The organism is Kitasatospora sp. NPDC032121 (assembly GCF_055580145.1).
On sequence record NZ_JBVILX010000012.1, the window covers coordinates 204,634 to 220,405 of the forward strand.

General features: G+C 73.4%; 16 protein-coding genes. 6 read left to right on the forward strand and 10 right to left on the reverse strand.

The annotated features are described in order from the left end of the window. Positions 1 to 75: 75 nt before the first annotated feature. The 3 genes from ACZ5OX_RS26800 to ACZ5OX_RS26810 are packed head-to-tail and all read left to right on the forward strand — an operon-like array spanning position 76 to position 1,659. Positions 76 to 468 carry a DUF302 domain-containing protein gene (locus ACZ5OX_RS26800; RefSeq protein WP_465633616.1) on the forward strand — a complete coding sequence of 131 codons (393 nt, stop codon included), beginning with the start codon at positions 76 to 78 and terminating at the stop codon, positions 466 to 468. A 10-nt stretch (positions 469 to 478) separates the two neighbouring features. Beyond that, positions 479 to 1,324 (forward strand): universal stress protein, encoded by an 846-nt coding sequence (locus tag ACZ5OX_RS26805; protein WP_465633618.1) that lies wholly within the window; start codon positions 479 to 481, stop codon positions 1,322 to 1,324. After that, positions 1,294 to 1,659 carry an alpha/beta fold hydrolase gene (locus tag ACZ5OX_RS26810; protein WP_465633619.1) on the forward strand — a complete coding sequence of 122 codons (366 nt, stop codon included), beginning with the start codon at positions 1,294 to 1,296 and terminating at the stop codon, positions 1,657 to 1,659. Before ACZ5OX_RS26805 ends, ACZ5OX_RS26810 begins: the two co-directional genes overlap by 31 nt. Before the next feature lie 141 nt (positions 1,660 to 1,800). Here ACZ5OX_RS26810 and ACZ5OX_RS26815 read toward each other — a convergent pair whose 3' ends face one another. Next, positions 1,801 to 2,829, reverse strand: a complete 1,029-nt coding sequence (locus ACZ5OX_RS26815) for an alpha/beta fold hydrolase (RefSeq protein WP_465633620.1) — start codon at positions 2,827 to 2,829, stop codon at positions 1,801 to 1,803. A 132-nt stretch (positions 2,830 to 2,961) separates the two neighbouring features. Next, positions 2,962 to 3,318, reverse strand: coding sequence for a DUF6300 family protein (locus tag ACZ5OX_RS26820; RefSeq protein ID WP_465633622.1), 357 nt, complete (start codon positions 3,316 to 3,318; stop codon positions 2,962 to 2,964). Positions 3,319 to 3,778: 460 nt separating this feature from the next. Between ACZ5OX_RS26820 and ACZ5OX_RS26825 the strand changes: the two genes are divergently transcribed. From ACZ5OX_RS26825 to ACZ5OX_RS26835, 3 genes are all read left to right on the forward strand, one after another. Next, positions 3,779 to 5,866 carry a transglycosylase domain-containing protein gene (locus ACZ5OX_RS26825; RefSeq protein ID WP_465633623.1) on the forward strand — a complete coding sequence of 696 codons (2,088 nt, stop codon included), beginning with the start codon at positions 3,779 to 3,781 and terminating at the stop codon, positions 5,864 to 5,866. Positions 5,867 to 5,974: 108 nt separating this feature from the next. Then, positions 5,975 to 6,100, forward strand: a complete 126-nt coding sequence (locus ACZ5OX_RS26830; protein WP_465633624.1) for a hypothetical protein — start codon at positions 5,975 to 5,977, stop codon at positions 6,098 to 6,100. A 161-nt stretch (positions 6,101 to 6,261) separates the two neighbouring features. Beyond that, entirely contained in the window at positions 6,262 to 7,350 is a 1,089-nt protein-coding gene (locus ACZ5OX_RS26835; protein ID WP_465633625.1) for a branched-chain amino acid aminotransferase, read from the forward strand. A gap of 45 nt (positions 7,351 to 7,395) precedes the next feature. On the opposite strand, the gene ACZ5OX_RS26840 is transcribed toward ACZ5OX_RS26835, so the two are convergent. The 8 genes from ACZ5OX_RS26840 to ACZ5OX_RS26875 all read right to left on the reverse strand — a co-directional run bounded on the left by ACZ5OX_RS26840 (position 7,396) and on the right by ACZ5OX_RS26875 (position 15,390). Beyond that, complete coding sequence (locus ACZ5OX_RS26840) at positions 7,396 to 8,994, reverse strand: long-chain-fatty-acid--CoA ligase (protein ID WP_465633627.1); 1,599 nt, start codon at positions 8,992 to 8,994, stop codon at positions 7,396 to 7,398. Between the two features lie 38 nt (positions 8,995 to 9,032). Continuing rightward, positions 9,033 to 10,019, reverse strand: coding sequence for an alpha/beta hydrolase family protein (locus tag ACZ5OX_RS26845; RefSeq protein ID WP_465633628.1), 987 nt, complete (start codon positions 10,017 to 10,019; stop codon positions 9,033 to 9,035). Next, complete coding sequence (locus ACZ5OX_RS26850) at positions 10,016 to 10,981, reverse strand: beta-ketoacyl-ACP synthase 3 (protein ID WP_402402508.1); 966 nt, start codon at positions 10,979 to 10,981, stop codon at positions 10,016 to 10,018. Before ACZ5OX_RS26850 ends, ACZ5OX_RS26845 begins: the two co-directional genes overlap by 4 nt. Continuing rightward, positions 10,978 to 11,790 carry an enoyl-ACP reductase FabI gene (fabI, locus tag ACZ5OX_RS26855; RefSeq protein ID WP_449806915.1) on the reverse strand — a complete coding sequence of 271 codons (813 nt, stop codon included), beginning with the start codon at positions 11,788 to 11,790 and terminating at the stop codon, positions 10,978 to 10,980. Before fabI ends, ACZ5OX_RS26850 begins: the two co-directional genes overlap by 4 nt. After that, the gene (locus ACZ5OX_RS26860) at positions 11,790 to 13,148 is read right to left on the reverse strand and encodes a beta-ketoacyl-[acyl-carrier-protein] synthase family protein (protein WP_465633630.1); all 1,359 of its coding nucleotides are present in this window, start codon (positions 13,146 to 13,148) and stop codon (positions 11,790 to 11,792) included. The genes fabI and ACZ5OX_RS26860 overlap by 1 nt, the downstream gene beginning before the upstream one ends. Next, positions 13,145 to 13,399 carry an acyl carrier protein gene (locus tag ACZ5OX_RS26865; RefSeq protein ID WP_449806913.1) on the reverse strand — a complete coding sequence of 85 codons (255 nt, stop codon included), beginning with the start codon at positions 13,397 to 13,399 and terminating at the stop codon, positions 13,145 to 13,147. Before ACZ5OX_RS26865 ends, ACZ5OX_RS26860 begins: the two co-directional genes overlap by 4 nt. Positions 13,400 to 13,468: 69 nt before the next feature. Beyond that, positions 13,469 to 14,575: a radical SAM protein gene (locus ACZ5OX_RS26870; RefSeq protein ID WP_465633631.1), complete on the reverse strand. Its 1,107-nt coding sequence runs from the start codon at positions 14,573 to 14,575 to the stop codon at positions 13,469 to 13,471. A gap of 95 nt (positions 14,576 to 14,670) precedes the next feature. Next, entirely contained in the window at positions 14,671 to 15,390 is a 720-nt protein-coding gene (locus ACZ5OX_RS26875) for a Phenylacetic acid catabolic protein (RefSeq protein ID WP_392877194.1), read from the reverse strand. Positions 15,391 to 15,772: the final 382 nt, after the last annotated feature.

The following is a 15,772-nucleotide window of genomic DNA, read 5'->3' on the forward strand; positions in this document are numbered from 1 at the left end:
CCGCGGTCCGCTCCGGGAGGCGGCGGGCCCGGCGCCCGTCGATACTGGGGCCGCCCGGACTCTTGTGGAGGAACCATGGACTACGGTCTCGGCGTACGGCTCGACCGGCCGTTCGCGCAGGCGGTGGAGGCGGTCACCGCCGCGCTCAGGGAGCAGGGCTTCGGCGTCCTGACCACCATCGACGTCCGGGCTACGCTGCGCGAGAAGATCGGCGCGGAGATCGAGGACTACCTGATCCTCGGCGCCTGCAACCCCGCCCTCGCCCACCGCGCGCTCGAGGCCGACCGCCGCATCGGGCTGCTGCTGCCCTGCAACGTGGTGGTCCGGGCGGACGGCGACTCCACCGTGGTGGAGGCCGTCGACCCGCAGACGATGGTCACCCTGGCCGGGCCGGGGGGCGGGCTGGGCGAGGTCGCGGACGAGGCGGCGCAGCGGCTGACCGCCGCCCTGGACGCGCTGCGCGGATGAGGAGCAGACCATGACCGCACCCGTCGTCGTCGGATTCGACGGCTCGCCCGAGAGCCTCGCCGCCACCGAGTGGGCCGCCCACGAGGCGCGGCGCCGCGCCTGCCCGCTCGACCTCCTGGAGGCCTGGCCGTGGCCGCACCGGGACGTGGTCGGCAGTGAGGAGACCTACCGGCACGCGCTGGGCCGACTGGAGCTCCGGGCGGAGGAGTTGCGCTCGCTGGCCGGGGACGGACCGGTCACCTCGGCGGTCGTCGCGACGGACCCGGCCGAGGCGCTGGAGGCGGCCGGGAACTCGGCCTCGCTGCTCGTCCTGGGCTCGCGCGGGCTGGGCGCCGTGCGGGGTTTCCTGGTCGGCTCGGTGAGCCAGGAGGTGCTGCGGCGGGCGAGTTGCCCGGTGGCGCTGGTCCGGGCCGAGGCGGTCGAGTCCGACGGCCCGGTGCTGGTGGGCCTCGACCTGGCGCATCCGATGGACGATGTGCTGGCGTTCGCCTTCGACGCGGCCGCCCGGCGCCGGGCGCCGCTGCGGGTGGTGCACGTCTGGTCGCCGCCGGTCGCGAGCGAGTACATGGCGCTGCAGGCCGTGGGCGGGCTGAAGGGCGAGCTCTCGTCCGTCGAGCGGACCCGCTTCGCCGAGCAGCTGGACCCGTGGCGCGAGCGCCGTCCGGAGGTGTCGGTGACCGCGGACCTGATCCAGGGCAGCCGCTCCGTCGCCCTGGTGGACGCGGCGGCCGAGGCCCGGCTGCTCGTCATCGGCCGGCGCCTGCGCCGCACCCTGGTCGGCTCCCACCTCGGCCCGGTCGCGCACGCCGCGATCCACCACGTGCGGTGCCCGGTCGCGCTCGTCCCGCACGGCTGACCGGCCGGTACCCGGGCCGGCGCCGTTCGGGCCGTCGGCCACCGAGCCCCGCCGCGCTCACCGCGGGGTTCGACCTGTACCGCGCCTTCCCCCAGGGCGCCCGGGACAACGCCGGGTCCGCCGCCGACCCCGTCGGCACACCGCTGCTGTACGTCCGCGGCGACCGCGAGGGCGGCGACATCGAGGCCTACGCCGCCCGGGGCTTGCGGGCCGCGGGCGTCCGCGACCTCACCACCGCGGTGGTCACCGGCGCCGGGCACTTCGCCCAGGAGGAGCAGCCCGCCGCGGTCCGGGCCGTCCTGCGTGGCTTCGCCGCCGTGCCGTCGACGCCGTGAGGGACGCCGCCGGCGCACGCGAGACGGCCCGGCCGGGGGCGGGCGGCCCGGGGGCAGAGGCCCCGGGACCGCCGGCCACCCGACCGGGCCGGTCGCTCAGCGAGTTCAGCGGGTTGAGCGGGTTGAGCGGGTACAGCGGGTTCAGCGGGCTTCGCGCCGACGGACGAAGCGGGTGAGCGCCGAGCCGGACACCAGCGCGACGGCACCGACGGCGCCGACTGCGGCGATGGCCTGGCTGCGCGAGCCGGTCGCCGCGAGCTCGGCCGCCGCGGCCGCGCCGCCACTGCCACTGCCACTGCCACTGCCACCACCACCACCCCCGCTTCCAGCGCCGTCGCCGGCGGCACCCGCGGCTTCGCGGATCTGCCGGACGACCACGTCGGGGTGGGACATCATCGACATGTGCGAGGAGTCGATCTCGACGGTGTGCGCGTTGGCGCGCTTGGCCTCGAACCGTTCGAGGTCGGGGGAGATGGCCCGGTCCTGCTTCGACACGACGAACCAGGACGGGATGTCGCGCCACGCGGCGGCGGTGGCCTTCTCCCCGAGCCCGGACTCGGCGACCGGGCGCTGCTCGGCGGCCATCAGCCTGGTCCGGGACTCGGGCAGGTCGGCGGCGAGAAGGTCCCGGAACTTGTCGCCCCGGACGTAGAAGTCGGTCCCGCTGCCGCCACGCTCGGTGAAGGGGACGGGTCTGAGCGCGGCGGCGAAGTCGCCGGCGGTGAACTTCATCTGGAGGTCCGCCGGGGACTCGCCCACGTCGGGCGCGAGCGCCGCCACGTAGACCAGACCCTTGACGTTCGGGTTCCCGGCCGCGGCCTGGCTGATGACGGCGCCGCCGTAGGAGTGGCCCGCCAGGACGATCGGGCCGCTGATGCTCTTGAGCAGACTCGCCACGTCGGCTGCGTCATTGCTCAGGCCGCGCAGTTCGTTGGGCGGGGCGACGACGTCGAACCCGTCGTCCAGGAGGCGGGCGGCGACGTCGTTCCAGCCGGAGGCGTCCGCGAACGCACCGTGCACCAGGACCACCGTCGGCCTTCCCCCACCGCCGCCCGGCCTGCCGCCGGCTTCGGCGGCCAGGGCGGGCGACACGGTGACGGCGACCGCGCAGGTCGCGAAAGCCACCGTGACGGCGGAGGAGATCGAACGGCGGGACAGCGATATGCCCATGATTCCTACCCTTTCGGAGGAGGTGGGGGGCTGGAACCACCCTGCCCACAGCGTCGCCCGGGCAGCACATCACGCTGCGCATGTGGGTGAATCCGCACCGCTGTTCGGGTTTCCGCTCGGCCGCATTCGGTTTCAGAGCTCCCCGGACCTGAACCGGGCGGCCTCGTCCTCCAGGTCCGCCAGGTCGGGTGTGCGGTGGCGGATGGCGCTCACCCACTGCTGGACGAGCGCCCTGAGGTCGGCGATCCGGCCGGCGACCGGGCCGCCGAGGAGGGCGAGGAGTCCGGTCGCCGCCGGGTCGCCCTCGTCGCAGGCGGAGCAGAGGGCGGTCTCCTTGAAGCCGGTCACCTGCTTCCCCGCCTGATTCGGCCAGGAGTGCGGGTAGCGGGCGGTCAGAAGGGCCGGGATTCCGCAGCGCCGACAGGGCGGGAGGGCCGCGGTACGGACCTCGATGGCGTTCTTGGCCTTGATCCTTCCGAAGGTGTTCACCCGTACGGTCTACCCCTCTCGGCCCTGGTCGATGACGCGGCGGACCGCGCGAACGGACCGGCGGCCGGCGACGTCGGAGGCGGCGCCGGAACGGACGCAACCTTTCACCCGGGTCACCGCATCCAAGTGATGTCAGGACCGAGGGCGGGGGCGGGGGCCGCACCCGAAGTAATTCCGACGTGTTCGGACCGTCGATTTCCCCATATCTCTACAGTTCGCATGCGACTTGACCTGTCGTGATCGAACTCCACATCTGTTGCACAGCCGTGACGATCCGACAGGAAAATCCGTTCGACCAGCGGGTTCGGCGGGCTAGCATTCCGGAATGGAATCGAACCTCCCGCCCATATGGAATTCCTCCGATGACACGGATGCCGCGAATGCCGCAGATGCCGCGGATCTCCGCCCGTCCCGCCCCACTCCGCTTCGGCTGGCCCGTCTCGGTGCGACCTTCATCGGCGTGAGCGTCGTGTCCGGTGTGCTGCTGGCGGGCATCGTCCTGCCCGCCGCCGGCGGCATCGGGTTGGCCGCCAAGGACACGGCGGAGGGATTCGAAGAGGTTCCCGACGACTTCAAGACGCCGCCGCTGACCCAGGCGACCCAGATCTTCGACGCCAAGGGCGGCCTGATCGCCAAGGTCTACGAGCGCGACCGCACCGTCATCACCGCCGACCAGATGTCGCCGTTCATGCGACAGGCCCAGGTGGACATCGAGGACGCCCGCTTCTACGAGCACGGCGCCGTCGACCTCAAGGGCGTGCTCCGCGCGATCAGCAAGAACGCGGAGAGCGGCACCACCGCGCAGGGCGCCTCCACCCTGACCCAGCAGTACGTGAAGAACGTCAACGTGGAGCAGGCCGGCGACGACCGCGACGCGGTCCTGGAGGCCCAGCGCAAGACCCTGGGCCGCAAGATCCAGGAGCTCAAGGTCGCCATCAAGCTGGAGGAGGACCTGCCGAAGGACCAGATCCTCACCAACTACCTCAACATCACGTACTACGGGAACGGCGCCTACGGGGTGGAGGCCGCCTCCCGACGCTACTTCGGCAAGAGCAACAAGGACCTGACCGTCGCCGAGGCGGCGATGCTCGCCGGGCTGGTGCAGAACCCGTCCCAGTACGACCCCAAGCTGCACCCGCAGGCCGCGCAGAACCGCCGCGACACCGTCATCGACAAGATGGTGGAGAACAGGCACATCACCGCCGACCAGGCGAAGGAGGCCAAGGCCGCCCCGCTGGGCCTCAACTACCAGGCCCCGCAGAACGGCTGCATCACCGCCCAGGCCGGGATGGGCTTCTTCTGCGACTACGTCCGCCACGTCGTCAAGCAGGACCCGGCCTTCGGCAAGAGCGCCGACGAGCGCAAGAAGGTGTGGAACACCGGCGGCCTGAACATCCACACCACGCTGGACCCGGACAAGCAGGCCGCCGCCCAGAACGCGGCGACCTCCAACGTGCGGGTCACCGACAGCGTCTCCGCCGCCGTCTCCATGGTCGAGCCGGGCACCGGCAAGATCCTCGCCATGGCCCAGACCCGCCCGTACGGTCTGCTGAAGGAGAAGAACCAGACCGTCGTCAACCTGAACGTCGACTCGGCCATGGGCGGCGGCAACGGCTTCCAGCCCGGCTCCACCTTCAAGCCGGTCGTCGCGGCCGCGGCGCTGGAGGCGGGCCTGCCGGCGACCCAGGAGTACTCGTCCCCGAACAGGCTCGAGTACCCGACGATGAAGACCTGCGAGGGGACCTGGAAGAACGAGGCCCGGCCCAGGACGGTGGTGCCCAACGAGTCCGCGAACGAGAAGGGCCCCTACCAGCTGAAGGAGGCGATGGCCCTCTCGGTCAACACCTACTTCGTGCAGATGGAGCAGGAGATCGGCCTCTGCGCGGTCAAGCAGATGGCCAACAAGCTCGGCATCACCACCCGGGCCAGCGGCAAGCCCCTGGAGGAGGTCCCCGCGATGGCCCTGGGCGTCGAGGAGATGAGCCCGCTCACCATGGCCAACGTCTACGCGACCTTCGCCGCCCAGGGCACCCACTGCACCCCGATCGCCATCAACAAGATCACCACGGTGGACGGCAAGGACGTCCCCGTCCCGGCCGGCCACTGCGAGCAGGCGTTCTCCGAGTCGACGGCCCGGGCGCTGAACACCGTCCTGAACGGCGTGACCGAGAACAACGGCACCGGCGCGGCGCTCAACCTGGAGGACAACCGGCAGATCGCCGGAAAGACCGGCACCTCGGACCACAAGAAGGCCGCCTGGTTCAACGGCTACACCCCGCAGCTCGCCACCGCCGTCTGGCTCGGCGGCCCCGACGGCGGCGTCGAGATGCGCGACATCACCATCAACGGGAAGCACCACACCGAGGTGTTCGGCGCCGACGGCCCCGGACCGATCTGGCGGGACGCCATGGACCAGGCGCTCAAGGGCACGCCCAAGCAGTCCCTGCCGATGGCCGACATCCCCGACCCGGCGCCCAGGCCCAACCCCACCAGCACCGGGGCCACCACGGCCCCGCCGGCCACCACCCCGCCCGCCCAGCAGCACTGACGGGGGCCCACCGGGCTCGTCCGCTCCCCTCCCCGGTCGGCGGCGGCGTGCCGTCCGGCTCCGTGGCAGTCACACCACTGCGAAGCAGGTCACGGCGGGCGTGAAAGCATGCACGGGACCCCGGGCGGGAGCAACGAGCGCGTCCGCACGACCTGGTTCGACCAGGCCGACACCGAGGCCCTGCGCACCAGCCTCGACGGCCTCGTCGCCCACCTCCACGGCGGCGACGCGTAGCGCGAACACCCCGAGCCGTCGGCACCGAGGGGGCCGACGGCTCGGGGTACGGCCGGGTCGTGCCGTATCACGTCCGGCTGACGACCGTTAGCATGACGGGTATGGCGCCGGAGGTTGGCGCCGGTTCGCACAGATTCCACAGCGGTGTTGAGGAGTTGACGATGAGTCGCGCATTCCCTCTGGTCCGGAGGCACGATCCCGTCCCCGAGGAGGAGCGACGCACCATCCTCGCCGCACCGGGGTTCGGGAAGTTCTTCACCGACCACATGGCCTCGGCCACCTGGACGCCCGCCGACGGCTGGCACGACCGCAGGGTCTCCGCCCTGGTGCCGTACTCGCTGCACCCGAGCGCCGCCGTGCTGCACTACGCCCAGGAGATCTTCGAGGGACTGAAGGCGTACCGCCACGCCGACGGCAGCGTCTGGCTGTTCCGCCCGGAGTTCAACGCCCGCCGCTTCGCCCGCTCCGCCGAGCGGCTCGCCCTGCCGGTGCTGTCGGAGGAGGACTTCCTCACCAGCGTCGAGGAGTTGGTCCGCGCCGACGAGGCGTGGGTGCCGGACTCCGCCGACGAGAAGAGCCTCTACCTGCGGCCGTTCATGTTCGCCTCCGAGGCCTTCCTCGGTGTCCGGCCCGCCGAGCAGATCGCCTACTCGGTCATCGCCAGCCCGGCCGGCCCGTACTTCGCCGGCGGTGTCACCGGCATCACGCTCTGGGTCAGCAGCAACTACACCCGCGCCGGCCGGGGCGGCACCGGCGCCGCCAAGTGCGGCGGCAACTACGCCTCCAGCCTGGCCGCCCAGTTGGAGTCCCGGAAGCACGGCTGCGACCAGGTGCTGTTCCTGGACGACACCGGCGGCGAGGGCGACCTGGAGGAGTCCGGCACGATGAACCTGTGCCTGGTCACCTCCGACGGCGAGCTGGTCACCCCCGCGCTCGGCAACATCCTCGACGGGGTGACCAGGGACTCGATCCTGTCCCTGGCGGGCGAGTTCGGGCTGACGCCGGTCGAACGCTCGATCACCCTCTCCGAGCTGCGGTCCGGTGCCGCCGACGGCACGGTCACCGAGGTGTTCGCCGCCGGGACGGCCGCGGTGGTCACCCCGATCGTCGGATTCAAGGGCGAGGGCTACGAGTTCACCATCGGCAGCGGCTCGCCGGGCAAGCAGACCCTCGCGATCCGCGAGCACGTGCTGGACATCCAGTACGGGCGTGCCGAGGACGTCCACGGCTGGATGCGCCGGGTGGTGTGACCGCCCCGGGCGGCCCGCCCGGGCCGCCCGACTCCCCGGGCCCGCTCAGTTCCCGAGCCGGCCCGCCTCCCCCTCGGGCACGACGACCTCGCGCTTGAGGATCTTCCCGGTCGGCCCCTTGGGCAGGGCGTCCACCGTCCAGACCAGCCGCGGGTACTTGTACGGGGCCACCCGCTCCCGGACGAAGCCGCGGATCTCCTCCGGGGTCGCCGACGCGCCCTCGCGCAGGACCACGGCGGCGGCCACCTCCTGGCCGTGGGTGGGGTGGGGGACGCCGACCACCGTGGCCTCGGCGACCGCCGGGTGCTCGTACAGCACGTCCTCCACCTCCCTCGGGTAGACGTTGAAGCCGCCGCGGATGATGACGTCCTTGCGGCGGTCGACGATCCGGAAGTCGCCGCGCTCGTCGCGGGTGCCGAGGTCCCCGGTGTGCAGCCAGCCGTCCCGGACGGTCCGCGCGGTGGTCTCCGGTCGGCGCCAGTAGCCCTTCATCACGTTGTGGCCGCTGATCACCACCTCGCCGACCGTACCGTCCGGCACCTCCTTGCCGGACTCGTCGACGATCCGCATCCGCACCCCCTCGATCGGGATGCCGACGGTGCCCGCGATCCGCTCCCGGTCGCTGCGGTTGGCGCAGGCCAGCGGCGAGGACTCGGACAGCCCGTAGCCCTCCAGCACCACGCAGTCGAATGCGGTCTCGAAGCCGCGCAGCACCTCCGGCGGCATCGACGCGCCACCGCCCAGGCACACCCGCAGGGAGGAGACGTCGTGCCCGGCGCGCTGCGGGTGGGCCAGCATCAGGGTGTACATGGTCGGGACGCCGAGGAAGACGCTCACCCGGTCGCGCTGGATCACCGAGAGCGCGCCCAGCGGGTCGAAGCGCGGCACCAGGGTCAGGCAGGCGCCGACGGACACCGCGCAGTTGAGGCCGAGCACCTGGCCGAAGGAGTGGAACAGCGGCAGCCCGCCGAAGATCACGTCCCCCTCGACCAGGCCCAGGACCTGGACGCCCGCCCGGATGTTGGCCACGATGTTGCGGTGGGTCAGTTCGGCGCCCTTGGGGGCGCCGGTGGTGCCGGAGGTGTAGAGGATGACCGCGGTGTCCTCTCCCCCGCGTCCCCCGTTCCGCGGCGGGCCGGCCGGCTGCCGCGCGAGCGCCGCGGCGAGGTCGGCCGGCTCGACGGGGACCAACCGGGTGCGGGTGCGCCGCGCGCCCTCGACCGCCTGCTCGGCGCCCTCGTGCCAGGCGAGCAGCAGGGCGGCCTCGGCGTCGGCGAGGCAGTGCTCGATCTCCCTGGCCTTCAGCAGCGGGTTCATCGGGACGACCACCGCCCCGGCGCGCAGGATGCCGTAGTACAGCACCGCGAACTCCGGGACGTTGGGCAGCAGTACGGCGACCCGGTCGCCGGGCGCGACGCCGAGCGCGGTCAGCCAGTGCGCGGCCCGGGCGCTGCGCGCGTCCAGCTCGGCGTAGCCCAGCACCTCCTCGCCGAGCCGCAGGACGGGGTGCTCCGGACAGCGGGCGGCGGTCGCGGTGAGCAGGTCGGGAATGCCGTGCGGCAGGTCGGGAGAGCCGTGCGGCCGGCCGGGAGCGCCGTGCGGCTGGTCGGCGCTTCGGTCGGACGGGATGGGGTCGGCGGACATGCGGACGCTCCTCGGGGCGGCGGGGCTCGGTCTGATCCTCATACGGTCGGGCGGACGCCGCCGGGCGACGCGGCGCTACCGCCGGCGCCCGCGGCGTCTTCGGCGTCGGCCGTCTCACCCGCACCCGCGGCGTCTCCGGCACCGGCGGCATCTCCGGCACCGGCGGCGGCGAGCATCCACGGGGCGATCCGCTCCACCAGCCCGCGGTTGTGCCGGATCCAGCGGAAGTGGTCCAGCGGGCGCCCGTCCGCCCGCTCGGAGGTGTAGCTCCAGCGCTCCACCCGGGCCGAGCGCAGCTTGGCGCACAGGTGGTCGACGGCCCGCGGCGGGGCGAGCTCGTCGCCCTCGACGTCCACCGCCAGCACCGGCAGGTCGACCCGGGCCAGCGCCCGTTCGTAGTCGGTGACGGCGCCGCGCGCCCGGTAGCGGCCGGTGCGCATCTGCCGCGCCCAGTCCCGCATCAGCCGGGCCGACTCGCGGCCGCCGAAGCCGAAGCGCTCGCCCGGCCAGTGGCCGACCGCCGCCGAGGCGACGACCGAGAACTGGCTCAGCGCCAGCCGGCGCAGGCCCGCCCGTACGCCGAAGGTCCGGTACCAGGCCGATCCGCCGGCCACCAGCACCACGCCGGCCAGCCGGGGCCGGAAGACGCCGCAGTGCACCAGGCCCAGCTGCCCGCCCAGGCTGTGGCCGAGCAGCAGGCGCGGCGCGCCGGGGAACGCCTCGGCCACCGCGTCGAGCACCGCCCCGAAGTCGTGCTCGACCAGCTCGCGGAAGCCGAAGGCGACCCCGCGCCGCGGCACCGGGCGGCTCTCGCCGTGGCCGCGCAGGTCGCAGGTGGCCACGCTCAGGCCGGCCGCGTGCAGCGCGCGGACCAGCGGGGCGTAGTGTCGGGCGGCCGTTCCCATCGCCGGCAGGACGGTCACCACCGGGGCGGCCGGCTCCGGCCGGGCCAGCGCCCGGACGGTGAGCCTGGCCCCGTCGGGCGCGGTGATCTCGGCGATCACCGGGAACCGGGGCGTCCTCACGTCCGCACCTCCCGCTCGGCGCCGGCGCCCGGCCGCCAGCCGATCACCCCGGCGCCCCAGGTGATGCCCGCCCCGAACGCGGCGAGGCCGAGCAGCCGGGGGCCGTCCAGCAGGCCCTCCTCGCGGGCGTGGGTCAGGCCCAGTGGGATCGAGGCCGCCGAGGTGTTGGCGACCCGGTGGACGTTCAGGTACAGCCGCTCCGGGGGCAGCCCCACCTCCTTGCCGACCGCCCGCACGATCCGGGCGTTGGCCTGGTGGGCGACGAACAGGTCGAGGTCCTCGCAGGTCAGGCCGCGCCGGTCGAGCACCTCCCGGGTGGCGGCGGACATCTTCTCCACCGCGTGGTCGAACACCTCCCGGCCGTCCATCCGCAGCTTGCGGTCGTCCCGGTCGGCGTAGAGCAGCGGGATCTGCTCGCCGTCGCTGCCGAGCGAGAAGCACGGGTCGGGCGCGCCGGGCACGTCGGCGACCACGGCGGCGCCGGCGCCGTCGGCCAGCAGCACCGCGGTGCCGCGGTCCTCGTGGTCGGTGATCCGGGTCAGCGCGTCGGCGCCGCAGACCAGCACCGCCTCGGCCCGGCCCGTCTCGATCAGCGCGGCGGCGTGGTCCAGGCCGTAGACGAACCCGGCGCAGGCCGCGTGCAGGTCGAAGGCGGTGGCCCGTGGCATGCCGAGCCGGGCGGCGACCTCCACCGACACGCCGGGGGTGACCCGGTCCGGGGTGATGGTGGCGACCACCACGTGCCGGATGCCGGCGGCGCTGCGCCCGGCGTGCCGCAGTGCCCGCTCGGCGGCGGCCACCGCGAGGTCGGCGAGCCGGCCGTCCGGCGCGAGGAAGCGGCGCTCCTCGATGCCGGTCCGTTTGACGATCCACTCCGGGGAGGCGCCGATCCGCTCGAAGTACGCGTTGGGCACGACCCGTTCGGGCAGGGCGGCGCCCACGCCGACGATGGCGGGCGTCATGCCGCGCCTCCTTCGGCGAAGGCCGGACCGGTGCCCATCCGGACGGCGTGCATCCCGCCGTCGGCGTGCAGGATCTCCCCGCTGACGGTGGCGGCGAGGTCGGAGAGCAGGAACAGCACGGGGCCGACCACCACGGCCGGGTCGGTGCGGTCCCAGCCGAGCGGGGCCTCGGCCTGCCAGCGGTCGGCGATCCGGTCGAAGGTGCTGATCGCCTGCCCGGCGACGGTCTCCACCGGGCCGGCGGCCACCAGGTTGACCCGGATGCCGGACGGGCCGAGGTACATCGCCAGGTAGCGGCAGACCGCGCCGAGGGCCGCCTTGCCCACGCCCATCCAGTCGTAGCCGGCCCAGGCGCCGCTGGCGTCGAAGTCCAGCCCGACGACGCTGCCGCGCCGCCCGTCCGCGCCGAGCAGCGGGGCCAGGGCGGTGGCCAGCGAGTGCAGGGAGACGGCCGCGGTGCGCAGCGCGAGGCCGGCGGCCTCCGGCGGGGTGGTGAGGAAGTTGCCGCTCAGCGCCGTCTGCCGGGCGGCGGCGACCGCGTGCAGAACGCCGTCGACCCCGCCCCAGCGCCGTTCCAGTTCCTCGGCCAGCCGGGCGAAGTCCTCGGGCCGGGTGACGTCCAGCTCCAGCACCTCGGTGGGGCGGGGCAGGACGCCCGCGGCCTTCTCGGTGATCCGCCGGGCCCGGCCGAAGCCGGTGAGCAGGACCTCGGCGCCGGCTTCCTGGAGCGCCCTGGCGGTGTGCCAGGCGATGGAGTCCTGGTTGAGGACGCCGGTGATCAGATAGCGGCGTCCGTGGAAGCCGAGCATCACTCCTGGCCTTTCGTCGTACCGGTCGTACCGGTCGTACCGGTCGTACCCGTTGCACCGGTTGGACTGGTCGCAGTGGTCGCAGTGGTCGTACCAGTCCTACCCGTTGCACTGGTCGCAACGGCCCTCCCGGCCGGGGCCGGTGCCTCGGCCGCCGCCAGGACCAGGGCCGCATTGTGCCCACCGAACCCGAAGGAGGTGGAGAGCCCGACCCGGCGGCCGCCGGGCAGGGTGGGGGCTGCGAGCGGGGTGGCGCGGCGGATCAGGTTCAGCGGGCCGAGCCGCTCGTCCGGCTCGCGCAGCCCGGCGGTGGGCGGGGCGGTGGCGTGGCGCAGCGCCTGCAGGGTGGCGATGGCCTCCACCGCGCCGGCCGCGCCGAAGAGGTGGCCGGTGCCGGACTTGGTGGAGGACAGCGGGACCTCCTCCACCGCCGGTCCGAGGGCCAGCCGCAGCGCCTCGCACTCCGCGCGGTCGTTGAGGACGGTCCCGGTGCCGTGCGCGTTGAGGTAGCCGAGCTGCCCGGGGGTGACGCCGGCCGCGTCGAGGGCCAGGGTGACGGCCCGGGCCGCGGGTTCGCCGGTCGGGTCCGGGGCGGTGAGGTGGTGGGCGTCGCAGGTGGCGCCGTAGCCGAGCACCTCGCCGAGCACGGTGGCGCCCCGCGCGGCGGCGCCGGCCGCGGTCTCCAGCACCAGGATTCCGGCGCCCTCGCCGATCAGCAGGCCGTCCCGGTCGCGGTCGAAGGGCACCGACCGGCCGCTCTCGGACAGCGCGCCGGCGGTCCGGAAGGCGGCCCGCACCAGTTCGGAGGTGGAGGCCTCGGCGCCGCCGACCACCACCGCGTCGGCGGCGCCCGCGGCGAGCAGCAGCAGGGCGGTGCCGATCGCCTGGGTCGCGCTGCTGCAGGCGGAGGCCAGGCAGAGCGCCTCGCCGCGGAAGCCGTGCTGCCGGGCGATCTGCGAGGCCGCGGCGTTGGCCATCATGGCGGGCACCATGAGCGGGGAGACGAACTCCCCGCCCTGCTGCCGGTGCACCTCGGCCTGGCGCTCGAAGCTGGCCGTCCCGCCGAGCGCGCAGCCCACCACGCAGGCGATCCGCTCGGCGGGGTAGGGCGGCGGGCCGTCCGTCCAGCCCGCCTGGGCCAGGGCCTCGGCGGCGGCGACGAGCGCGAGCTGGGTGAAGCGGTCGGTGCGGCGCAGCTGCTGGCGCGACAGGTGGTCGGCGGGCCGGAAGTCCCGGCACAGCCCGAGCCCGTCGGCGAGTCCGCTCTCCCCGGCCACCGCCCGCCGGTGGAGTTCCTCGGCGCCCACGCCCAGCGGGGTCACCGCGCCCAGGCCCGTGACGACGGCCCGGGGCCTCACTCCAGCCCGGCCTTCCGGCAGCACAGGGCGAGCACCTCGCCGACGGTGTACAGCTGGTCGAAGTCCTTGGGCTTCACCGGGATGTCCAGCTGCTTGCGGATGGACTGGCTGAGTTCGACCAGGTCGAGCGAGTCGATCTCCAGCTCGTCCAGGGCGGCGTCGTCGACGATGCCCTCGCGGTCGACGCCGAGGTCGACCAGGGCGTCGACGACGAAGGTCTCGATGGCTGTGCGGTCCGGTGTGTCGGGCATGGCTCTCCTCGTCCGCGCGGGGCGGCGGTGGCGGTGCGGGGGACGTACGGGGCGGGTGGCTGTGGGGGCTCAGGCCTTGGTGGCGTGGTACGGGGCCCAGTGCCACTGCCGCCAGTAGCTCTCGGCGATGTCCAGCCACTGCTCCAGCCGGGCCGTGTCGTCCAGGAAGCGGTTGGCGCTGACCACCAACCAGCTGTAGACGGCCTGGCTGTCCCGGCAGCCGCCGCAGTCGCCGGAGGTGCAGCAGAACTGGAGCGACTCGTAGTCGGCGCCCCAGACGTTGAAGCCGGGGATGACCGGGTTGCCGTTGGCGACGCGGTCCTCGTGCTCGGGGGCGTCGACGCTGAGGCTGGGGCAGACGTCATAGCCGAACCTGCCGCCCCAGTGCGTCCGGCCGGTCACCAGGGTCCGGATGAAGTACGGGTGGCTCACCACCGCCTGCGGGTACAGCTCCTTGACCCGCAGGGCCTCGTCCAGCACCCGCCGCTCGTCGGCGATCCGCAGCGGGGTCTCGGTGCCGTGCTCGCTGTAGAAGTTGAAGGTGACGATGTTGCCGTTCTCGGCGATCTTCCGCACGGTGGGCTCGATGTGCTCGACCCCGGCCTCGGAGAGCGCGTAGATGAACAGCACCCGCTGGTCGTCCCGGTAGTGCGAGAGCGCGGTGTCGAACAGGCCGGTGAACTTCGAGCCGTTGACCCGGATCGCGCGCAGGTCGTCGTCGAGCGGGCCGCCGCCGAAGATGCTGACCGCGATGGCGATCTCCTCGAAGCCCTGTCTGGGCATCGGGCGCAGGCCGTTGGTGGAGATGGTGACGTACGGCAGCTGTTCGACGAAGGCCTCGATCCGGCGCGGGACGAGGGTGGGTTCGCCGCCGATCAGGGTGGCCTGGTTGACGCCGTCGTCCGCGAGCTTCCGGGCGAAGGCCCGGATGCGGTCCAGGTCGGACAGTTCCCTGACGGCCGTGTCGAAGCCGCCCTCGAAGTACCAGCAGCCCTTGCAGCGGATGTTGCAGGTGTTGGTGAGGTGGACCTCGCAGGAGCGGACCTCGCGGCCCAGCCGGCGCAGCCGGTGCAGGCGCTCGGCCAGGTCGGGCCGGTCGGCGATGAGTTCGGCGGTGCGGGCCTTGGCCTCGCGCCGGCTCAGCGGGCGGCGTTCGATGGTGACGGGTGTTGCCATGGGCGGTGGGCTCCTCGGAGTCGCGGGATCGGCGTGGTGCGGTGGGCGTGTCCGACGATCGGCGGCGCACCCGGCGGGAATCGTCGGACACTCCCCTACTCCGGGAGGCGCAGACCCAGGTTCTTGATCCGCGGGGTGACCTTCTCCCGCCACAGGTCGCAGGCCTCGCCGTTGGTGGTCTGGCGCAGGCCGAAGCGGACGGCCAGCTTGGCCCGCTCGGAGCGCGGGCTGCCGAAGATCCGGACGAAGGTCGGCCACAGCCGGTCCAGGGCCTGCTGGAGCTGCTCGCGCCCGTCGTCGGTCGCGGCGAGGTTGCGGCACACCCGGGCGCCGTGGGCGATGTGCACCTTCTCGTCGAGGATGATGGTGCGCACCGCGTCCGCCCAGGGCCGGTAGCTGCTCTGCGCGAACTCGGAGATCATCACCATCGCCGTCTCCTCCCCGATGTAGGAGAAGATCCCGCGCTCGGCCCAGGTGGTGCAGTTGTGGAACTCCTGGGCGCGGAACAGGTTCCGCTCGGCCAGGGTCTGCGTCTCCATGTAGCTGGTGTCCACGCCGACCTCGGCGAGGACCCGCTTGCCGATCTTGTAGTGGTCGTACTCCTCGGCGGCGCGCTCGGCGCAGACCTGCCGCTCCTCCGCGTCGGGGGCCAGCGGCAGGAAGACCTGCACGTAGTCGTCGCCGCCGGAGAGCTCCCCTTCGGTGTTGACCACCATGCCGCGGATCGCGATCTCGCGGTACTCCTCCGGCATCGCCAGGAACTCGTCGGGCGTGCGGACCACCACCGCCTCGTCGTCCGGAATGGAAATCCCCATGGCGCGACACCCCGTTTCTGAAGCAGGACACGGACGCGGGTGGGCAGCCGGGGGCCCGCTTCCGCCGAGGCCCTCGATGACGACCGCAAGGAAAGAGACGCCGCCCCCCAGCGGCCGGCGGAGCTCCACACCGGCTCCGCTGAACTTGCTCGGAGCGTAGGTGCTGCATTTTGGGCCGAACAAGGTCCCTCACGAATCATGCCGAGCGGATCCGGCCATCCGGGGCCTCCGGAGCGGCTGGTTCCGGCCATGCCGACACCCGCACGACATGCGCGATTCCCCTTCCCTTAACGGATCTTGGCGGTTGACCACGGCGAACGAAGCTGGCCGGAACCAGGCCTGGAGCGCCCCGGGCGCACCGCCGGACCGACGGTTACGCTGA